The sequence below is a fragment of the Bacillus sp. FMQ74 genome, assembly GCF_001875785.1.
Classification (GTDB): domain Bacteria; phylum Bacillota; class Bacilli; order Bacillales; family Bacillaceae; genus Bacillus; species Bacillus stercoris.
Map to the genome: position 1 here is coordinate 35,151 of NZ_MOEO01000003.1, position 16,305 is coordinate 51,455.

The 16,305-nt window shown below is 41.8% G+C and carries 20 protein-coding genes; all 20 read left to right on the forward strand.

Annotated elements, in window-relative coordinates; genetic code table 11:
• Positions 1–46 precede the first annotated feature (46 nt).
• Positions 47–892 (forward strand): DegV family protein, encoded by an 846-nt coding sequence (locus BLL41_RS07010; protein ID WP_003227986.1) that lies wholly within the window; start codon positions 47–49, stop codon positions 890–892.
• A 106-nt stretch (positions 893–998) separates the two neighbouring features.
• The gene (comFA, locus tag BLL41_RS07015; RefSeq protein WP_071577293.1) at positions 999–2,381 is read left to right on the forward strand and encodes an ATP-dependent helicase ComFA; all 1,383 of its coding nucleotides are present in this window, start codon (positions 999–1,001) and stop codon (positions 2,379–2,381) included.
• Positions 2,382–2,449: 68 nt separating this feature from the next.
• Positions 2,450–2,746: a late competence protein ComFB gene (comFB, locus tag BLL41_RS07020; protein ID WP_071577566.1), complete on the forward strand. Its 297-nt coding sequence runs from the start codon at positions 2,450–2,452 to the stop codon at positions 2,744–2,746.
• Positions 2,710–3,432, forward strand: coding sequence for a double zinc ribbon domain-containing protein (locus BLL41_RS07025; protein ID WP_071577294.1), 723 nt, complete (start codon positions 2,710–2,712; stop codon positions 3,430–3,432). The genes comFB and BLL41_RS07025 overlap by 37 nt, the downstream gene beginning before the upstream one ends.
• Positions 3,433–3,505: 73 nt before the next feature.
• Positions 3,506–3,925, forward strand: a complete 420-nt coding sequence (locus tag BLL41_RS07030) for a TIGR03826 family flagellar region protein (protein ID WP_071577295.1) — start codon at positions 3,506–3,508, stop codon at positions 3,923–3,925.
• An 80-nt stretch (positions 3,926–4,005) separates the two neighbouring features.
• Complete coding sequence (flgM, locus tag BLL41_RS07035) at positions 4,006–4,272, forward strand: flagellar biosynthesis anti-sigma factor FlgM (protein ID WP_014665557.1); 267 nt, start codon at positions 4,006–4,008, stop codon at positions 4,270–4,272.
• A 14-nt stretch (positions 4,273–4,286) separates the two neighbouring features.
• Positions 4,287–4,769, forward strand: a complete 483-nt coding sequence (gene flgN / locus BLL41_RS07040; protein ID WP_071577296.1) for a flagellar protein FlgN — start codon at positions 4,287–4,289, stop codon at positions 4,767–4,769.
• Positions 4,770–4,787: 18 nt separating this feature from the next.
• A complete protein-coding gene (gene flgK, locus BLL41_RS07045) occupies positions 4,788–6,311 on the forward strand; it encodes a flagellar hook-associated protein FlgK (RefSeq protein WP_071577297.1) in 1,524 nt (507 codons plus the stop codon).
• Positions 6,312–6,321: 10 nt separating this feature from the next.
• Positions 6,322–7,218, forward strand: coding sequence for a flagellar hook-associated protein FlgL (gene flgL, locus BLL41_RS07050; RefSeq protein ID WP_040081667.1), 897 nt, complete (start codon positions 6,322–6,324; stop codon positions 7,216–7,218).
• A 46-nt stretch (positions 7,219–7,264) separates the two neighbouring features.
• Positions 7,265–7,840: a DUF6470 family protein gene (locus BLL41_RS07055; protein ID WP_071577298.1), complete on the forward strand. Its 576-nt coding sequence runs from the start codon at positions 7,265–7,267 to the stop codon at positions 7,838–7,840.
• A 20-nt stretch (positions 7,841–7,860) separates the two neighbouring features.
• Positions 7,861–8,292 (forward strand): flagellar assembly protein FliW, encoded by a 432-nt coding sequence (gene fliW / locus BLL41_RS07060; protein WP_071577299.1) that lies wholly within the window; start codon positions 7,861–7,863, stop codon positions 8,290–8,292.
• Positions 8,286–8,510 carry a carbon storage regulator CsrA gene (csrA, locus tag BLL41_RS07065; RefSeq protein ID WP_071577300.1) on the forward strand — a complete coding sequence of 75 codons (225 nt, stop codon included), beginning with the start codon at positions 8,286–8,288 and terminating at the stop codon, positions 8,508–8,510. The genes fliW and csrA overlap by 7 nt, the downstream gene beginning before the upstream one ends.
• A gap of 144 nt (positions 8,511–8,654) precedes the next feature.
• Positions 8,655–9,566 (forward strand): flagellin Hag, encoded by a 912-nt coding sequence (gene hag, locus BLL41_RS07070; RefSeq protein ID WP_071577301.1) that lies wholly within the window; start codon positions 8,655–8,657, stop codon positions 9,564–9,566.
• A gap of 233 nt (positions 9,567–9,799) precedes the next feature.
• The gene (flaG, locus tag BLL41_RS07075) at positions 9,800–10,129 is read left to right on the forward strand and encodes a flagellar protein FlaG (protein ID WP_071577302.1); all 330 of its coding nucleotides are present in this window, start codon (positions 9,800–9,802) and stop codon (positions 10,127–10,129) included.
• 16 nt (positions 10,130–10,145) lie between these two features.
• Positions 10,146–11,642, forward strand: coding sequence for a flagellar hook-associated protein 2 (locus BLL41_RS07080; protein WP_071577303.1), 1,497 nt, complete (start codon positions 10,146–10,148; stop codon positions 11,640–11,642).
• Between the two features lie 21 nt (positions 11,643–11,663).
• On the forward strand, positions 11,664–12,065 hold the full coding sequence (gene fliS / locus BLL41_RS07085) for a flagellar export chaperone FliS (protein ID WP_014481041.1): 402 nt from the start codon (positions 11,664–11,666) through the stop codon (positions 12,063–12,065).
• The gene (gene fliT, locus BLL41_RS07090; RefSeq protein ID WP_071577304.1) at positions 12,062–12,403 is read left to right on the forward strand and encodes a flagella biosynthesis regulatory protein FliT; all 342 of its coding nucleotides are present in this window, start codon (positions 12,062–12,064) and stop codon (positions 12,401–12,403) included. Before fliS ends, fliT begins: the two co-directional genes overlap by 4 nt.
• Positions 12,404–12,412: 9 nt before the next feature.
• Complete coding sequence (locus BLL41_RS07095) at positions 12,413–12,790, forward strand: DUF8042 domain-containing protein (RefSeq protein WP_014665547.1); 378 nt, start codon at positions 12,413–12,415, stop codon at positions 12,788–12,790.
• Between the two features lie 188 nt (positions 12,791–12,978).
• On the forward strand, positions 12,979–13,548 hold the full coding sequence (gene hpf / locus BLL41_RS07100) for a ribosome hibernation promotion factor (RefSeq protein WP_071577305.1): 570 nt from the start codon (positions 12,979–12,981) through the stop codon (positions 13,546–13,548).
• Between the two features lie 167 nt (positions 13,549–13,715).
• Positions 13,716–16,241 (forward strand): preprotein translocase subunit SecA, encoded by a 2,526-nt coding sequence (gene secA, locus BLL41_RS07105; RefSeq protein ID WP_071577306.1) that lies wholly within the window; start codon positions 13,716–13,718, stop codon positions 16,239–16,241.
• The last annotated feature ends 64 nt before the right edge of the window (positions 16,242–16,305 follow it).

The window sequence follows — 16,305 nt, forward strand, 5'->3', positions numbered from 1 at the left end:
TTCCCTTACAATAGAGCTATAAAGCAATAAGGCAGGTATCGAAGCTATGAATATTGCAGTCGTAACAGACAGCACAGCATATATTCCGAAAGAAATGCGTGAACAACATCAGATACATATGATCCCTCTCCAGGTTGTTTTTGGGGAGGAGACTTACCGTGAAGAAATTGAGTTGGACTGGAAAAGCTTTTACGAAGAAGTGAAAAAACATAATGAGCTTCCGACGACTTCTCAGCCGCCAATCGGCGAGCTGGTTGCGTTGTATGAAGAGCTTGGCAAATCTTATGATGCGGTCATCAGTATCCATCTTTCCAGCGGGATCAGCGGAACATTCAGCAGTGCAGCAGCGGCTGATTCGATGGTCGACAATATTGATGTGTATCCATTTGACTCAGAGATCAGCTGCTTGGCTCAAGGATTTTATGCCCTTAAAGCTGCTGAATTAATCAAAAACGGAGCATCATCGCCGGAAGATATTATAAAAGAACTGGAAGAAATGAAAAAAACAGTTCGAGCTTATTTTATGGTAGATGACTTAGCTCATCTTCAGCGCGGCGGGCGATTAAGTAGCGCCCAAGCCTTCATTGGTAGTCTTCTAAAGGTAAAGCCTATCCTTCATTTTGACAATAAGGTAATTGTGCCTTTTGAGAAGATTCGCACACGTAAAAAAGCCATTTCGCGAATTTATGAGCTTTTAGACGAAGATGCGAGTAAAGGGTTGCCTATGCGTGCTGCTGTTATCCACGCTAATCGAGAGGAAGAAGCAGCGAAAATCATTGAAGAGCTTTCTGCAAAATATCCTCATGTTGAATTTTATAACAGCTATTTTGGCGCGGTAATCGGCACTCATTTGGGTGAAGGTGCGCTAGGAATTTGCTGGTGTTTTAAATAAGGCCAAATCTCCGTTTTAGCAGCGGAGATTTTTTTATATTCCTATTTTGATTGTTCGACAGAAACTATTCATTCAGGCATACTGTCTCGAAAGGAGGCGGTGCTATGTGAAGGTGCCAACTGAAAAAAACATTTCCTTTTCCAGAGAATTGCAGCAGACGCTTCAAAGCCATCATTTGCTCAGGACTGAGCTCCCATTTTCCGATGAGATGATTGAATGGCATATCAAGAATGGCTATATCACCGCTGAAAACTCTATATCTATAAATAAACGGGGATATAGATGTAATAGGTGCGGCCAAACTGATCAGCGGTATTTTTCTTATTATCACTCATTTGGAAAAGAACAGCTGTATTGCCGTTCCTGTGTCATGATGGGCAGAGTGAGTGAGGAGGTTCCTTTATATTCATGGAAAGAGGAGGATGAACCAAACTGGAAGTCTGTTAAGCTGACATGGGACGGCAAGCTTTCAAGCGGACAGCAAAAAGCCGCAAATGTTTTAATGGAAGCAATATCAAAAAAAGAAGATCTCCTCATCTGGGCGGTTTGCGGCGCTGGCAAAACAGAAATGCTGTTTCCCGGTATAGAATCAGCGTTAAATCAAGGGCTGCGTGTATGTATTGCAACTCCTCGCACCGATGTTGTATTAGAGCTTGCTCCAAGACTCAAGGCTGCCTTTCAGGGTGCTGACATTTCAGCGCTTTTCGGAGGAAGCGATGACAAAGGTCGTCTATCTCCGCTCATGATTTCCACCACGCATCAGCTATTGCGATATAAAGATGCATTCGATGTTATGATCGTTGATGAGGTTGACGCTTTTCCGTATTCTGTTGATCAAACCCTTCAATTCGCTGTTCAAAAAGCAAGAAAGAAAAACAGCACCCTCGTTTATTTAAGTGCAACACCTCCTAAAGAATTAAAAAGAAAAACACTGGATGGACAGTTACATTCAGTTCGCATCCCCTCAAGACACCACCGGAAACCTTTACCCGAACCGCGTTTTATATGGTGTGGAAACTGGAAGAAAAAATTAAACCAAGATAAAATTCCGCCAGCGGTGAAAAGATGGATAGAGTTTCATGTGAAAGAAGGGAGGCCTGTTTTTTTATTCGTTCCCTCCGTTTCTATTCTGGAAAAGGCTGCTGCTAGCTTTAAAGATGTAAATTGCCGAACCGCGACTGTGCATGCGGAAGACAAGCATAGAAAGGAGAAAGTACAGCGATTCAGAGATGGTCAGCTCGATCTATTAATCACAACAACAATACTGGAAAGAGGCGTTACGGTTCCCAAGGTGCAAACGGGTGTACTGGGAGCGGAATCGCCTATCTTTACGGAAAGCGCACTTATTCAAATCGCAGGAAGAACCGGCCGGCATAAAGAGCATGCAGACGGCGATGTCATTTACTTTCACTACGGCAAAACAAAGAGTATGCTCAATGCAAAAAAGCATATAAAAGAAATGAACGACTTGGCAGCAAAAAATGAATGAACAGACTAGCCATTATTTGAAAACGTGGTACAGTATACTCATATAACCGATGATGAGGAGCTGTAAAAATGCTTGTCAATTCAAAAGAAATCGTAATGAGAGAACTGCTCGACCGTTATATGGACCAGCTTCATATGGCCTGCACTTGCCAAGTATGCCAAAACGATGTACTGGCACTTTCTTTAAACAAAGTGAGACCATCCTACGTTACTGATCTTAAAAAGATCGCATATACGAAAGCAGAGATGGTAGATAAACAAAAAAATACGGCTATGCTTGTCATTTTGGCTGAATCTGCAGCTGTGGTATCAGAAAGTCCAAGCGATTTATGCCAAACAAAGCAGGAGGAGGCATTCATAAACTGATCTGTCTGCTATGCGATTCGCAATTTTCTCAAGCTGTTACATGGAGAGCCCTTTTTTTATTAAAGCCTGACGAAAAGGTCTGTCATTCCTGCAGAAGCAAATTGAAGAAAATTACAGGGCATATCTGCACAATATGCGGCAGACCTCAATCCGTTTATGCAGTATGCAGGGATTGTCAGGCGTGGAAATCAAGGGTCAGTCACAGCTTGCTGCTCCGCCAAAATCGTTCAGTTTACACATATAATGATATGATGAAAGAAACGCTCTCCCGTTTTAAATTTAGAGGAGATGCAGAAATCATAAATGCTTTTAAATGCGATTTTTCTTCAACCTTTTCAAAGGTCTACCCCGATAAGCATTTTGTTCTTGTTCCTATTCCGCTAAGCAAGGAACGGGAAGAGGAGCGCGGATTTAATCAGGCACAGCTCTTGGCAGAATGTTTAGGCAGGCCTATCCACCATCCCCTCATCCGCCTGAATAATGAGAAACAGTCTAAAAAAAAGAAAACAGAACGCCTGGTTTCAGCGCGTATTTTTGATACAAAAAACAATTCAGCAGAAGGTATGAATATCATTTTAATAGACGATCTTTATACAACAGGCGCCACTTTGCATTTTGCAGCGCGCTGCTTATTAGAAAAAGGAAAAGCCGCTTCAGTGGCATCTTTTACCTTAATCAGAAGCTAAATGATTCTGTTTTTACGCCGATATAATCACTAGAAATTGACACAGGCATATTATCGAATAAGGAGAAAAAAAGATGGGAGAACTGGCGAATTGTCCGAAATGTAATGCTTTATTTTTAAAGACAAAGCTGCAAACCGTATGTAAGGCGTGTATTAAGGAAGAAGAAAAATCTTTTGAGACCGTTTATAAGTTTTTAAGAAAACAGGAAAATCGGCAATCAACTTTGAACCGGATAACTGAGGAAACAGGTGTGGAAGAAGAGCTGATATTGAAATTCATCAGGCAGAAGCGAATTCAAATCACTCATCTTCCTAATTTGGCATACCCTTGTGAAAGATGCGGAACATCAATTCGAGAAGGCAAGTTCTGCAAGGCTTGCCAGTCCGATATCAAGGCTCAAATGGATCATTTGAACCATGAGGACGCTCTGAAAACCGAGAAAGAAAATAGTAAAAAAGACACATACTATGCCTATAATACCAAAAACAGCTGATTCCCTAAACTAACTGAAAACGCAGTCGATAAAAGGGTTAAGATTGTTTAAAGACTGCAACGGAAAGCGAGAGGAATCCTATGAAAATCAATCAATTTGGAACACAATCCGTTAATCCATATCAAAAAAATTATGAAAAGCAAGCGGTGCAAAAAACTGCTGCACAGCCTCAAGATAAAATTGAAATTTCGTCACAGGCTAAAGAAATGCAAAATGCATCCGACGCAGTCGCTGGTTCACGACAGGAAAAAATTGCGCAGCTTAAAGCGCAAATCGAAAACGGGTCATACAAAGTAGACGCAAATCACATAGCGAAAAATATGATTAATTTTTATAAAAAGCAATAAAAAGGAGAAAGCCCATGTCAGCAAAGGCAATTATTGAACAATTGAAGCGGCTTTGCGTTCTGCATGAGCACCTGCTCACGCTGTCTGAGGAAAAGACGGAAGCGCTCAAAGCCGGCAAAACAAAGGAGCTTTCAAACCTTTTGACAAAAGAGCAAAAATATATACAAGCGATCACGCAGACAGAAGATGACCGGATCAATGCAACCTCCGCCTTTCTCGGATACAGCGAAAATAACACCATTACCGCATGTATCGCCAAAACCTCAGGCAGTGAAAAGGAAGAGCTGGAACAACTATACGAATCTCTTTCTATAGTTCTCGGACGTCTGAAAAAAGTAAATGAGATGAATAGGCTGCTGACGAGAGACGCACTGCAATTCATCTCTATTTCGTACGATATGCTGGTTCCTAAGGAAAATAACTTCAATTACAGCAAATCAATTAAAGCTGAGCTGCCGAAGAGCAGCCGAATGAAACTTTTTGATTCAAAAGCTTAGCAGAAAGGAATTCAGAAAATGACATCTACCTTTATGGGGCTTGAAACTGCAAGGCGGGCGTTAAGCGCTCAGCAGGCAGCGTTAAGCACTACTGCAAATAACGTGGCAAATGCCAATACTGATGGTTATACAAGACAGCGGGTCTCATTGGAAGCAACTGATTATTTCCCGACGGTGTCCAAAAACGCTGAAAAAACTGCAGGACAAATGGGTACGGGAGTTCAAGGGAAGTCAGTTGAGAGAATAAGAGATATCTTTCTTGACTATCAATACCGTCTTCAAAACAACAGTGCCGGATACTACGATACGAAGGCTAAAGCGCTGTCCCAAATGGAAGGCATCTTAAATGAGACAGACGGCAGCGGCTTAAACAGTGTGCTTAATTCGTTTTGGAATTCTTTGCAGGAATTATCAAATAATACAAACGAAGATAGTGCGCGTTCTGTTGTTGCGGAAAAAGGAAAAGCTCTAGCAGAAACGTTTAACTATCTTTCTGAATCACTTACAAATGTTCAATCGAACTTAAAAGCAGAGCTAGATACGACTGTGTTGGATGTCAATTCAGTGCTTTCCCAATTAAACAGTTTAAATAAGCAAATTGCACAGGTGGAGCCGGTCGGGCTTCTGCCAAATGGTTTATATGATCAGCGGGATTTGCTCATCGATAAATTATCTTCAATGGTTGATATTAAAGTGAGCTATAACAAATCAGGCGGTAATGCACTTGCTTCTGCTGAAGGAACTGTATCAATTGAAATCCTTGATAAAAATAAACAGTCGCTGGGAACTGTTTTGGACGGTGAAAATTACACGGTTTCAGAACTTGCAGCCAACTACGATAATAAAACTGGTTTAGTATCAAGTATTTCAATCGGGAACACCGCTGTACAGGCTGAGTCATTCAGCAGTAAGGGCTCTCTTTTAGGGTTTATAGAATCTTACGGTTATGTAACAGCAGACGGCGAAGAAAAAGGCGTATATCCGGACATGCTTTCTGACCTTGATAATATGGCATTTGAATTCGCAAAAGCTTTCAATGAGGTACACCGAAATGGTTTGACCAAGAGCGGCACACAAGGCGGGGACTTTTTTGAATTTACCGGCGGTGAAACTGAATCGGCAAAGGGAGCAGCAGGCAAGATTAAAGTAGCTGCTAACATATCAGATTCAAGCGGTGCGAATATTGCTTTCTCACTGACCGGCGCAGCCAACGATAATTCGAATGCAATAAAACTAGCTAATGTGTTAACAGGTGATATAACCATTAATGGTAAAAAAACAAGTGTGCTAGATTACTATTCAGGTCTGATTGGCGAGCTTGGAATTAAAGCACAAGAAGCGAATCGGCTTTCGGCTAATACAGAAACACAGCTGAATGATGCAGACATAAACCGTCAGCAAATGAGCGCAGTTTCTTTAGACGAAGAAATGACCAATATGATTCAATTCCAACACGCATACAATGCAGCTGCAAGAATGGTGACTTTACAAGACGAAATGCTTGATAAAGTGATCAACGGCATGGGTGTTGGGGGAAGGTAGGTAAAGTCACATGAGAGTAACACAAGGCATGATACAGCAAAACTCACTGAGATATATCGGTTCTAGCTACTCGAAGCTGGATAAACTCCAGTCGCAGATTTCTTCAGGGAAAAAAATCTCAAAAGCTTCCGACGATCCTGTAGTAGCAATGAAAAGCTTAAAGTATAATACGCAACTGTCTCAAGTGCAGCAGTACAAAAGCAATGCTTCTCAAGCCTTTACCTGGCTCGAAAACACAGAAACAAACATTACAGAAGGAATTGACATCTTGTCAAAGGTAAGGGAATTAGCGGTTGAAGCCCAAAATGATACAAACGGCGAGGCGGAGCGGCAAGCGATTGGCGTAGAAGTGAAGCAGCTAAAGGAACAGCTTTTAAATATTGCGAATACACAAGTGAACGGCAGATATATCTTTAACGGGACAAATTCAGATAAGCCTCCGGTTACAGATAACGGAGACGGAACTTATACAATTTCTGATACAGCTGATGTCGTAGTCAATATATCAAATAATATGTCATTGAAAGTGAATTCAGATCCAAAGTCAGCTTTTGGAGGCACTTCTGAAAGCGGGCAGAATGTATTTGAAATGCTTGATTCTTTTGAGAAAGCATTAAGTTCTGGTTCATTGGATGGCATGGACAGTGTTTTAGATGATATTGATCATTTCTCTGACGGCATGAGCGCTGAACGCTCTGATCTTGGAGCGAGATATAATCGTCTTGAACTGGTTAATACAAGACTTTCAGCTCAAGAAGAAACAGCTACCAAAGTGTTGTCAGACAATGAAGATGTAGAGCTGGAAGAAGTAATAACTGAATTTATTGCGCAGCAAAGTGTGCACAGGGCTACTCTGGCTGTTAATGCGCAAATTGTTCAGCCTACATTGATTGACTTTTTAAAGTAAGCGGCTCTTAGGAGTTCGCTTTTTTTATAGTTCAGGAGGTAGAGTGATGCAGATTCCCAGATTGATTATGCATAGTGTTCAAGGAAAAATTGGTTTAACAACGACGCCCGCCAGCTTAAAAATGGAGCAGCCGCAAGCCGATCTAGAGATCCAACAGCCAAGCGCGGAAATGGATATATCGGTGACACCTGGGAAACTCACGATTGACCAGACGCAAGCATGGGAAGAATTAGACAGAAAACATGTATTCAAACGGATTGAAGAGGCCGCCCAACAAGGACATGAGGATGTTATGGAGGGGATAGCCCGTACTGCCGAAGAGGGAGACGAGCTTATGAGAATTGAAAATAAGGGGAACCCAAGCGCTTCACAAGCAAGGAGGAACTCTGAAATGCACCAAATTCAATTAGGCGAACATTATGCTCCTTCTCTTTCAAGGGTGAAAATACAATATACTCCGTCACAGCTTGATGTTCAGATTACGCCGCGAAAGCCTGTTATTCAGGCTGAGCCGCATAAGCCAATTGTTGAATATACGCCAGGAAATGTTAAGGTTGACATGCTCCAATACCCTGATTTAAATATAGATGTAGAATACCCGAAAGAATCACCCGAAAAGTAAAAAGAAAAGGATCGTGAACAATGATCATTCATACGAAGTACCATGGCCAAATGAACGTAAAAGAAGAACAAATCATTCTTTTTGAAAACGGAATTCCAGGTTTTTTAGAAGAAAAACAGTTCGTCATTCTTCCGCTTTCGGAAGACTCTCCATTCGTGGCACTGCAGTCCGTCACTTCAGAAAATCTTGCGTTCATCGTTGTAAGTCCGTTTATCTTTTTTAAGAATTATGAATTTGACCTTGATGAATCAACTGCAGAACTTTTGGATATTGAAAATATTGAAGATATAGAAGTCATGACAATACTGACCATGGCAGAGCCATTCGAAAAGTCTACTGCGAATTTATTGGCTCCCATTATTGTGAATCGCAAGAACATGATGGCTAAGCAAGTCGTTTTACACGACTCCTCATATACGACAAAGCATCCGATTGGAGGAGAATCATGCTAGTTTTATCGCGGAAAATAAACGAAGCGATTCAAATAGGCACTGATATTGAAGTGAAAGTGATTGCGGTTGAGGGAGATCAAGTGAAGCTTGGAATTGAGGCCCCAAAGCATATTGATATTCATCGGAAAGAGATTTATTTAACCATTCAGGAAGAAAATAACCGTGCAGCATCATTATCCAGCGGCGTGATCTCCGCATTATCCTCACAAAAAAAGTGAGGATTTTTTTATTTTTGTATTAACAAAATCAGAGACAATCCGATATTAATGATGTAGCCGGGAGAGGGCGCGAATCGCTCCGCCGATTACAAAATTGAGGCACAAGGACGTGCCTTAACAACATATTCAGGGAGGAACAAAACAATGAGAATTAACCACAATATCGCAGCGCTTAACACACTGAACCGTTTGTCTTCAAACAACAGTGCGAGCCAAAAGAACATGGAGAAACTTTCTTCAGGTCTTCGTATCAACCGTGCGGGAGATGACGCAGCAGGTCTAGCGATCTCTGAAAAAATGAGAGGGCAAATCAGAGGTCTTGATATGGCTTCTAAAAACTCTCAAGACGGAATCTCTCTTATCCAAACAGCTGAGGGTGCATTAACTGAAACTCACTCAATTCTTCAGCGTGTCCGTGAGCTAGTTGTTCAAGCAGGAAACACAGGTACTCAAGATGGTACTGACCTTCAAGCCATCCAAGACGAGATCTCTTCACTTGTTGAAGAAATCGGTGGCGGCAGTGGGGCAAATGGTATTTCTGATCGTACTGAGTTTAACGGAAAAAAACTTTTAGACGGATCTTTCAGCTCTACAGGTACTAATAAGCTTACATTCCAAATCGGAGCAAACGGCGGTCAGCAGCTTTCTGTTAATATTGAAAGTATGGCTGCTACTGCAATCGGAGCAGTAGATGCCGGGGGAGCTCTTGTTACTGGACAAGCAGTATCGGATATCGATGTAAAAAAATTCTCAAGCACTGCAGCTAATGCAGCCGGTGGATTCGACGAACAGCTTAAAATCGTTGACGATGCTATTAATACAGTTTCTACTCAACGTTCAAAACTTGGTGCGGTACAAAACCGTCTTGAGCATACAATCAACAACTTAAGCGCTTCTGGTGAAAACCTGACAGCTGCTGAGTCTCGTATCCGTGACGTTGACATGGCGAAAGAAATGAGCGAGTTCACAAAGAACAACATTCTTTCTCAAGCTTCTCAAGCAATGCTTGCTCAAGCAAACCAACAGCCACAAAACGTACTTCAATTGTTACGTTAATTTTAAAGAAGACCTTGGCGTTGCCAAGGTCTTTTATTATATTTCTAACTCCGAAACATTCTCCTTGCTTTCTCTAACTCATGATATAATAACTGGATTCTCTCCACTGATTTTTTATAAATGCATTTCCGAACATGAAATCTAAAACAGATGAGTTTTTTTCCAAAAATATGTGTAATCTTATCTCGACTCAGTCGATATAAACGATAGATTGGGGCATAGGGGATGATCAATTGAACATTGAAAGGCTCACTACGTTACAACCTGTTTGGGATCGTTACGATACTCAAATACATAATCAGATAGACAATGAGAATGCGGTTCCTGTTCATCAAGTTTCATTTACCAACCTTTCTGAAATGGTTGGGGAAATGAACAAGCTTTTGGAACCTTCGCAAGTTCATCTCAAGTTTGAGCTTCATGAGAAGTTAAATGAATACTATGTAAAAGTAATAGAGGACTCTACAAATGAGGTCATCCGCGAAATTCCGCCAAAACGGTGGCTTGATTTTTATGCGGCAATGACTGAATATCTTGGGTTATTTGTAGATGAAAAAAAGTAGATTAGGAGTGGTTTGAATGGTCACGAGAATAACAGGTCTGGCTTCAGGAATGGATATAGATGATATTGTCTCAAAGCTGATGAAGACAGAAAGAGCACCGCTTGACAGGCTGACACAAAAAAAACAGACTCTTGAATGGCAGCGTGACAGCTATCGTGAAGTAAATACAAAAATAAAAGAATTCCAAGATTATATGTCTAAAAATACGCTGACATATCCGAGTACGTATCAGAGCAAAACTGTGACAAGCTCAAATGAATCTGTGTTAACTGCTACAGGAAGCGCAAGTGCGCCAAACTCTTCTTCTACTGTTGAAGTAGCGAGCTTGGCAACCGCAGCAACGTATAAGGCAAATAGTTATACGGGATACACACAAGGCGATTATAATTTGGCATTTAACGTTGTGGCGCCTGGCGAGACAACTGCAAAAACAGTGAACATCAGTGTGACGAGCGCTGATACGATTGATAATGTGATTTCTAAACTTAACAGTTCAGATCTGGGAGTATCAGCATTTAAAGATAAAATTTGGAATGGTACTGAGTATGTGGAAACAATTGCTTTTTCATCTAAAGCAACAGGTGCAGGAGGCAGCATACAGGCAGCAGACTCTGCTACAGCAAATTTTATGTCCGGTCAGCTAGGTTTTTCTTTGGAAGCTGATAATAAGCTTACTGCTTACAAAGAAGGCACAAATGCAAAAGTCACGATCAATGGCTTTGAAATGGAGAAGCTGTCAAACAATTTCACAGTTAATGGCGTTACCTATTCGATCAAAAATACAACTGCAGCAACAGGCCCTGTTACCACATCTGTTTCAACTGATGTTGACGGGATTTACAACCAAATTAAAGAGTTTGTAGATAAATACAATGAACTGGTTGACAGCCTGAATGAAAAGCTGCAAGAAGAAAAATACAGAGACTATGCGCCGCTGACGAGTGAACAAAAAGAAGCCATGTCCGATAAAGAGATAGAACTCTGGGAAGAGAAGGCAAAAAGCGGTTTGCTGAGAAATGATAGCAGCATCAGCACAGGTACGAACCAAATGCGGACGGATTTTTATTCTAAAGTGAATGCGGATGGAAAATCCTATCAATTAACTGAATTTGGTATCACAACGTCTGGTGCTTACCAAATGCGAGGACATTTAGAGATTAATGAAGACAAACTGAAAGCTAAAATACAAGAAGATCCGCAAAGTGTCGCCGCTTTATTTACAAGCGGAACGAACAGCAGTGCCTATAGTGATAAAGGGATTATGAAACGCATTGGTGACACACTGAAAAGTACGGTGAAAAGCATTGAAGCCAAAGCCGGCAATTCGACAATGGGAACCAATGACTACTCAATCGGTAAAAATTTAAACACGATCAGCACTGATATCACCAAAATGCAGGACCGATTGACCGCGATAGAAAACCGCTATTATACAAAATTTAGTGCAATGGATTCTGCGATTCAAAAAATGAACGAACAAGCGTCCTATTTATCACAGCTTCTTGTACAATAAATGTAATTTGGAGGATGACACATGGCGATCCAAAATCCTTATACAGCCTATCAGCAAAATTCAGTGAATACGGCTACACCCGGTGAGCTGACGCTTATGCTGTATAATGGCTGTTTGAAATTTATAAGACTTGCCTCTCAGGCCATTGAAAATGATGATATGGAACGTAAAAATGAAAACCTGATTAAAGCGCAAAATATCATTCAGGAATTAAATTTTACACTTAACCGTAACATAGAGCTTTCCGCTTCTATGGGTGCGATGTACGATTATATGTATCGAAGATTGGTACAGGCAAATATCAAAAATGATACGGGCATGCTGGCTGAGGTTGAAGGTTATGTAACAGATTTTCGCGATGCTTGGAAACAAGCCATTCAAAGTGAACGGAAGGACCGGCACGGATCAGGCGGGATCGCATGAATAACATAGATCAACTATATACTGAGACGAAGAGTATGCTGTCACACATACAAGATGCGCCGGAAAGCGATGAACTTTTAAAGCGAATTGAAGACTTTGTGGCTACACGGTCTGAACTGATTCAGGAGATATCTCTGCCGCTTTCAGAAGAAGAGCGAAAGCAGATGAAACTCATCTTGACATGGGATCAGCTGATTGTGAAGGAAATGGAAAGACTGAAGCAGTCAATCGCAGCAGAACTTCAGCAAATGAAAAGAAAACGTGTGATGCATACGACGTATTTAAATCCTTATAACAACATTACGATTGACGGCACATATTATGACAAGCGTAAATAGGTGAGTGCCTTGAAGAGCATTGAAGATTATACGCTTTTATCAGCTTATTATCATCTTCTTTTTACCATTGAAGAAGGGTTGTGTTATTTGATAGAGGCTGAAGAGAATTTATCAAAAACAGAAGGGGATCGGATCTATCAAGATCTGATCCAAGCCTTTTTTTATTTGGATTCAACACATTCAACACTTCTCTTCATTATGGATACGCGATGTGCTGAAATTTGTGTGAAAGCATTTGATCAAATTTTTGCGGAGTTTGATCAATTGGTCTCTTTCTCTTTTCCCTCTCATGAGTTCTGCGAGTATTTAAAAGAACATTTTCTGATTCACTATAGAAAATGGATGCTGTCTATTCATCAATGTATGGAACCCTTTTTAATCAATTAGGCGTATGTGAGGTATTTGTTTTGTTCAATCAGCATATACATATACCTCCGAACCGCCAAGAGCAGCAAATACAAACAACATTCGACAAAGTTCACTGAATTTTCACAAAAGATTTATGTTTCAGCAGGAATTGTAAAGGGTAAAAGAGAAATAGATACATATCCTTAATAAAAGGGAGGCGTTCTTTGATGAACTATCACATCAGAGGAGAAAATATTGAAGTGACACCTGCGTTAAAGGATCATGTCGAAAAGAAAATCGGCAAGCTGGAGCGTTATTTTGACCATAGCGTGAATGCCGATGTGAACGTCAACTTGAAGTTTTACAATGACAAGGAGTCTAAGGTTGAGGTTACGATTCCGATGACAGATCTGGCGCTTCGGTCCGAGGTGCATAACGAGGATATGTACAACGCAATTGATCTCGCAACAAACAAACTGGAACGTCAAATCCGTAAGCATAAAACGAAAGTAAACCGTAAATTCCGTGAGCAGGGCTCTCCGAAATATTTATTGGCCAACGGCGTTAGCTCTGATACAGATATTGCGGTTCAGGATGATATAGAAGAGGAGGAGAGCTTGGACATTGTCCGTCAGAAACGCTTTAATTTAAAGCCGATGGATAGTGAAGAAGCGATCTTGCAAATGAATATGCTCGGCCATAATTTCTTTGTTTTCACAAATGCGGAAACAAACCTTACAAATGTCGTGTACCGCAGAAATGACGGGAAATATGGTTTAATTGAACCGACTGAATAATGAAGAGAAGCCTTCCGTGATGTCCGCGGAAGGTTTTTGTTTTTCTTATTTGCAAATTCTTTGGAAATAACAAAAGGTATGATATGATAATGAGAGGTATACATGGACTAGTAAATTATTTATACATGCCTCTAAAATAGGCATGTGATGATAGAGGAGCGTTATAAATGCTTGGAATTTTAAATAAAATGTTTGATCCAACAAAACGTACGCTGAATAGATACGAAAAAATTGCTAACGATATTGATGCGATTCGCGGAGACTATGAAAATCTCTCTGACGACGCGTTGAAACATAAAACGATTGAATTTAAAGAGCGCCTTGAAAAAGGGGCGACAACGGATGATCTTCTTGTTGAAGCATTCGCTGTTGTTCGGGAAGCTTCGCGCCGCGTAACAGGCATGTTTCCGTTCAAAGTCCAGCTCATGGGGGGCGTGGCGCTTCATGACGGAAATATCGCGGAAATGAAAACAGGGGAAGGGAAAACGCTAACGTCAACTCTGCCTGTTTATTTAAATGCGCTAACAGGTAAAGGTGTACACGTCGTGACTGTCAACGAATACCTGGCAAGCCGTGATGCTGAGCAGATGGGGAAAATTTTCGAGTTTCTCGGTTTGACTGTCGGCTTGAATTTAAACTCAATGTCAAAAGACGAAAAACGGGAAGCTTATGCCGCTGACATCACTTATTCCACAAACAACGAGCTTGGCTTCGACTACTTGCGTGACAATATGGTTCTTTATAAAGAGCAGATGGTTCAGCGCCCGCTTCATTTTGCGGTAATAGATGAAGTTGACTCTATTTTAATTGATGAAGCGAGAACACCGCTTATCATTTCTGGACAAGCTGCAAAATCCACTAAGCTGTACGTACAGGCAAATGCTTTTGTCCGTACGTTAAAAGCGGAGAAGGATTACACGTACGATATCAAAACAAAAGCTGTACAGCTTACTGAAGAAGGAATGACGAAGGCGGAAAAAGCGTTCGGCATCGATAACCTCTTTGATGTGAAGCATGTCGCGCTCAACCACCATATCAACCAGGCCTTAAAAGCTCACGTTGCGATGCAAAAGGACGTTGACTATGTAGTGGAAGACGGGCAGGTTGTTATTGTCGATTCCTTTACGGGACGTCTGATGAAAGGCCGCCGCTACAGTGAGGGGCTTCACCAGGCAATTGAAGCGAAGGAAGGGCTTGAAATCCAAAACGAAAGCATGACCTTGGCGACAATTACGTTCCAAAACTACTTCCGGATGTACGAAAAACTTGCCGGTATGACCGGTACGGCAAAGACAGAGGAAGAAGAATTCCGCAATATCTACAACATGCAGGTTGTCACGATCCCTACCAACAGGCCTGTTGTCCGTGATGACCGCCCGGATTTAATTTACCGCACGATGGAAGGAAAGTTTAAGGCGGTTGCGGAGGATGTCGCACAGCGTTACATGACGGGACAGCCAGTACTTGTCGGTACGGTTGCCGTTGAAACATCTGAATTGATTTCTAAGCTGCTTAAAAACAAAGGAATCCCTCATCAAGTGTTAAATGCCAAAAACCATGAACGTGAAGCGCAGATCATTGAAGAGGCTGGCCAAAAAGGCTCAGTTACGATCGCGACTAACATGGCAGGGCGCGGAACGGACATTAAGCTTGGCGAAGGTGTAAAAGAGCTTGGCGGACTCGCTGTTGTCGGAACAGAACGACATGAATCACGCCGGATTGACAATCAGCTTCGAGGACGTTCCGGACGTCAGGGAGACCCGGGGATCACTCAATTTTATCTTTCTATGGAAGACGAATTGATGCGCAGATTCGGAGCTGAGCGGACAATGGCAATGCTCGACCGCTTCGGAATGGACGACTCTACCCCAATTCAAAGCAAAATGGTATCTCGCGCGGTTGAATCGTCTCAAAAACGAGTCGAAGGCAATAACTTCGATTCGCGTAAGCAGCTTCTGCAATATGATGATGTTCTGCGCCAGCAGCGTGAGGTCATTTATAAGCAGCGCTTTGAAGTCATTGACTCAGAAAACCTGCGTGAAATCGTTGAAAATATGATCAAGTCCTCTCTTGAACGGGCAATTGCCGCCTATACACCAAGAGAAGAGCTTCCTGAGGAGTGGAAGCTTGACGGTCTTGTTGAGCTTGTCAACACGACTTATCTTGATGAAGGCGCACTTGAGAAGAGCGACATCTTCGGCAAAGAGCCGGATGAAATGCATGAGCTCATCATGGACCGCATCATGACCAAATATGATGAAAAAGAAGAAAAATTTGGCGAAGAACAAATGCGTGAATTCGAGAAAGTCATCGTGCTTCGTGCCGTTGATTCCAAATGGATGGATCATATTGATGCGATGGATCAGCTTCGCCAGGGGATTCACCTTCGTGCTTATGCGCAGACAAACCCGCTTCGTGAGTATCAGATGGAAGGCTTTGCGATGTTTGAGCATATGATTGAATCAATTGAGGACGAAGTCGCAAAATTTGTGATGAAAGCTGAGATTGAAAACAATCTGGAGCGTGAAGAGGTTGTACAAGGCCAAACCACAGCCCATCAGCCGCAAGAAGGCGACGATAACAAAAAAGCAAAGAAAGCACCGGTTCGCAAAGTGGTTGATATCGGCCGAAATGCCCCATGCCACTGCGGAAGCGGGAAAAAATACAAAAATTGCTGCGGCCGTACTGAATAGTTCGCCCCGGCACGTTTACTGACCGCGGCGCCTGCAGGCGCCTGCGGATCTTTTAATGAGGTGA